Source organism: Streptomyces sp. NPDC015127, assembly GCF_043080095.1.
Lineage (GTDB): Bacteria > Actinomycetota > Actinomycetes > Streptomycetales > Streptomycetaceae > Streptomyces.
The window spans coordinates 1-4,694 of the sequence record NZ_JBIBVE010000074.1 but is presented as its reverse complement, the minus strand read 5'-3'; the positions used below and the strand labels follow the sequence as shown (position 1 = coordinate 4,694).

Here is a 4,694-nt window from a genome sequence, read left to right as displayed (position 1 = left end):
GGCCTCCGCCAGATCCAATACCGCAGCAGTGTCATCGACGGATGCCTCGCCGAAACCGGACTCAGCCTGACGACACCACGTCTACAAGCTCAGTAACCGCCTGCGGGGCATAGCGTCGGGCAGCGAGTCTGCCGAGAGAGTTCTCACCACGGGTAGAAGTGCCTGACATATTTGCCTATGCGTGCGGCGCGCTATCCGGTCTGCGGCTTGGCCTGGTAGCACGAAGTCCGGGTCCACAGCCTGGAGTACGTGACTGAGCGCCCGGCTGGCGGCGCCCACCCACCTTGCGTACTCGGCAGTTGTTGCCGTGTCGCTCTCGGCCCGGCGGAGAATTCGTGCAAGCCACATAGGTACGGGGGTTCCACAGGTGGCGTCCGCGAGGCCGCCATGGATGGTTTCTACCAGTGTTTCCTCGAAGTATTGCCCCAGACTGTCGGTCGACGGAGGGTTATTCTGAATCTGCAAAAGAGGCCTGATCAACTGCAACGACCAAAGGCGGAACAGCTGCCGATCAGCCCGATGTACCGCCTCGCTGGCTCGTCGATTGACTGAGGCGAGGACGGACTGAGCATTGAAGCTACTCACGTGTGCGTTCATCGCGGAGGGCACCTCCTGTCGTGCCGTCTGTGTCGAGTCATGTTGAAGTCTGTGGTCCCCTCAGGATGCGAGGCTGGCGTCTCGGACTCACGAGTAATGGATACTCAGTGAGCTCCTGCAGCGGTGCTGCTCCAGGGCGATGGCATCAGCCAGTTGGGGCTGCATCGGGCATGGTGGAAGATGCGCCAGTCCATGAGGGGGTGAGGGGCTTCTCGAACCGGGCCTCGCAAGGGAGAGGACGGCGTACAGAACGTTCCGCTGGCACCCTGGTGGGCTTGGTCGGCCGGCACCTGATTCAGTAGCCGTTCACAGTCAGCGACGGTGCTGTGGATACGGGCGGCGGTGATGTCCACGTTCCGGTCGGGCGGGGGCCAGCGTCAGACGCCGCAGCTGCTCGATACCCCAGCACACCGTCGCTTGGGGTGAGCATCCGAACAGCGGCGCGAGCTGCCGAATCGTGAGGTTCGTCCGGTAGAGACCACTACCAGCAGCACCTTGTCCGTCAGAGGCAGAATCCACGGCCGTCCGCTACCGGAACCTTCCCCCGCTCCCGCACAACCTTCAGGAACCACTGGACTGCCACATCCCTAACCTCGCGCTTTCACGAGGCGGGCTGTCCGACTGGTGGTCAAGAAGGAAGAAAGTGCCTCTGACCAGTGAGAATTAAGGTCCTTGTTCCCGCCACCGTCGGAGGCACGTTCCAGGCGTATCGGGTCCTACCCGCGTGTCCGCGTCGAGGGCCGCGGTCGCGGAGTGGTTTCGCAAGCCGGTGCGGCACTGCTGGTCGAGACGGTCCGCAAGACCGGTCTGCATGCGGCGATATCCGCAACTCTGGCCCGTGGCAGAAGCCCTAGGGCCATACAGATCCCGGCAAGGTCCTCCCGGACGTCGCCCTGGCGGTCGCACTCGGCGGCGGCTGCCTCGCGGATGTCGCGATGCTGCGGTGCGAGCCGGCCGTCTTCGGCCCGGTCGCCTCCGACCCGATGGCCTCCCGCCTGATCGACGTCCTTACCGCCTCCGGCGAGAAGGCCCCCTGCAGGCCATCCGGTCCGCACGGTCCGGACGCCGGGCCAGGTCACGGCGACCTCGACGGTGTCCTGGTGATCGCGCACTCCGACAAGAGGGCGCGGCCGCGACCTGGAACGCGACCTGGAAGAAGACCTATGGCCATCACCCCCTGACAGCGTTCGTCGACCATGGCCCGGGCGGAACCGGAGAGCCGGTCTCCGCCCTCCTCAGACCGGGAAACGCGGGCTCGAACACGGCCGCCGACCACATCGCCACCGCCCAACTGGCCCTGGCCCAGCTACCGAAGAAGTGCCGGCGAGGGCGACAGACCCCGATCCGCACGGCCTCCGCCGACGGCACTCACGACTTCGTGTCCTGGCTCGCCAAGCGAGGAAGATGGCTGTCCCACTCGGTCGGCATGGTCATCACATTCACCAGCACTTTGCGAAGATCCTGGCGTCGGCCCGGACGCCGGCCGTCGAGGCCGACGGCACGGTCCGCGACGAAGCCTGAGCCGCCGAGGTCACGGGCAAGCTGCTGGCCGGCTGGCCGAAGGGCATGCAGCTGATCGTCCGCAAGGAACGACCGCATCCCGGAGCCCAGTTGAGGATCACAGACGCGCACGGCATGCGGATCACCTTGCTTCGCGACCAACACTCCTGACCGGCCGATCGCCGAGCTCGAGCTCCGTCACCGGCTGCGCGCCCGAGCGGAAGACCGGATCTGGGCCGCCAGGACCACCGGACTGCGCAACCTGCCCCTGCACCACACCGCGCAGAACAGGGTCTGGCTGGAGATCGTCCAGATCGCACTCGACCTGCTGGCCTGGATGCCCATGCTCGCCCTGACCGGCACAGCCCGGCTCTGGGAACCCCGCCGACTGCGGTTCGTCTCTTCTCCGCAGCCGCCCAGCTCGTCCCACCAGTCGGCGCCGCAGCCTCCGCTTCACCCGCCACTGGCTCTGGACAGGCGAGATCACAGGCGCCCTCGAACGACTCGCGCTCCCCACCCCGGGCTGACCAGCAGACCTCCGTCCCAACGACAGCACCACCCGACCCCGGGCAGTGAAACCCGGCGCCCACCCCCGCCCTGGAAAGCGAGCAGGTCCGCCGACTCCGTCCACGGCCTCACGCAAGATCGAGGTTAACCCGGTGACCGTTTCCGTCCACAGCGGATCACCCCTCCACACCCGACAAGGGAAATGCCAGCCATGCAGCTGGACAGCTGACAGACAGTTCATCAGCTCACCCGGCCAATCCCTCGGCAGCAAAAGGAGCATGCATTACCCATGGCCAAGTTTCAGCATCTGGCTGACACTGCCATCTGACGGCCAATCTCAGCCGCTCCTCTGCCATCCGGATTATTGCTCTGCGCTCCGGCAGCCCAGAGCCATGGGTCGAGTGGAAGAATTTAAGTGAGGTAATCGCTATGAGAATAAAGAGTGCCTTATCGTCCATAATTGCCATAGTGGCCGCCTTTGCGGCTATTGGGGTAACATCCGGGACCGCTCAAGCGGCATCCACCCAATGCTCATCTTGGACCTATGCTGGACCCGGACTCTCAGCCCAGGTATGCATAACCTCCGATGGTTATGCAGATCACGGATCCGTGAGAGTCTATAACTATAATAGCTATGACAAGTTAATTGACGTCACGGTCGCCTTGCACAACGTGCAGTGGATCCAGCTGGACTGGAAGGGTTACTACGGTAAGACCGTCAAGGCTACGAGCTATTCGGAGACTTTCTTCTCTCCCTATCGGCAGGATAATACCTGGGGAAGTGAGAAGGCTGCGGCCTATGTCTCGACTCCGGGCAGTGGAGGAACATGGCGATCAGTAAGCGAGTAGCTGTCAGTTGTAGCGAGATCAGAAGAGGGGGCGGTCTGCCTGTAGGGAAAGTGCGCCAGGCCCCGCTCTAGGGAGCGTCTTGTCGATCATGCGGTCAGTCAGATGAGTGCACTGGGGAGTGTGATGGTCAGCGAGGTAGCGGTCGAATGTTTGCCGTAGCGGGTGGTGATGCCATGCCATTGCTTGAGCGGTGGCAGCAGCGTTTCGACGACGTGCGGCGCCGGCAGGCGGCCTTGTCGAATCCGCAGCGGCGTTCATGGGGCCGTGCTCTGCTCGCGAGATCGTCGGAGCGTTCTGGGATCCTTGGTTCCGCGTCTGCGGAGGCAGGCGCGGAAACGAGCGGGCCGAGTAGTCCTTGTCAGCCATCACATGTTCGGGTCGGGTCCGGGGCCGTCCGACCAGGAACGCCAGGGCCTGCCCACGTCCGTCGCAGGCGAGGTGGACCTTGTTGGTCAGACCGCTGGGCCCCCTTTGACCGGTGTGCTCGTGAGCCTGAATGACCGTGGACCAGCAGTCCAACTCCGCGGGGATTGAGCCGCGGTCAAGAGGCGGTCGAGCGTTCCGTTCGGCAAATTGAACACGATGCCATCGAGCACCTGGCGGTGGTCCTGCCACCGGCCACGAGCCCGGCCCGCAGGCGGCAGCAGCGGCGGCCACCACCCCCCTGGCGGTGGCGTTGGCACTTGGGGACAGCAGGTGGCTACGGAACTTCTTCTTCCATCTGGTCCGCCCCTTACCGGCCCCCCGTATCAACGGTTCCCGTGACAGCCAAGGCTGTGACCCTGCTGCCAGCCCTGCACCGGACGAAGTCCCGACTACATCCTGGCGGATGACACCATCACCGAGTGCAACCGGATCGGCGACAGCCGGGCCGGGCCACCCCAGTAGACACCCGCCACGAGGTGATGGCAGCGACCAGCGTGACCGACCGCCGCTATTCATGAGCATTCAGTTGCGAATGCTGGGCCTGGTGGTTCGGGGCGGTTCTTCGGCTGTCGCTGAGCCCGCGGGCGCGTGCGGCCGTCCGCTTCCCCGGGAGTCAGCTTTGTGTGTTGTGCGCGCCGGATGCGGGTGGAGGATCCCAGAACCGCTGGGCGTCCTCGTGCCGCGCCGGGTGCAGTCGTTCGTAGCCGATCCAGTGGGTTTGTCACGAACCCATTGGCGCCTTGACGTCCGTGGCACCGGCTCTGACCTGGGCTGATGTGGATGTGTGGTGCCGTCCTGCTGGCCTGGGGGATGGT

At 64.6% G+C, this 4,694-nt stretch carries 2 pseudogenes; one reads left to right on the top strand and one right to left on the bottom strand.

The features are described from left to right. Positions 1 to 960: 960 nt before the first annotated feature. Positions 961 to 1,142 (bottom strand): annotated as a pseudogene (locus ACF08N_RS37795) (transposase family protein); the annotation flags it as partial. Between the two features lie 266 nt (positions 1,143 to 1,408). On the opposite strand from ACF08N_RS37795, the pseudogene ACF08N_RS37790 reads away from it, so the two are divergent. Further along, positions 1,409 to 2,752: pseudogene (locus ACF08N_RS37790) on the top strand (transposase). The last annotated feature ends 1,942 nt before the right edge of the window (positions 2,753 to 4,694 follow it).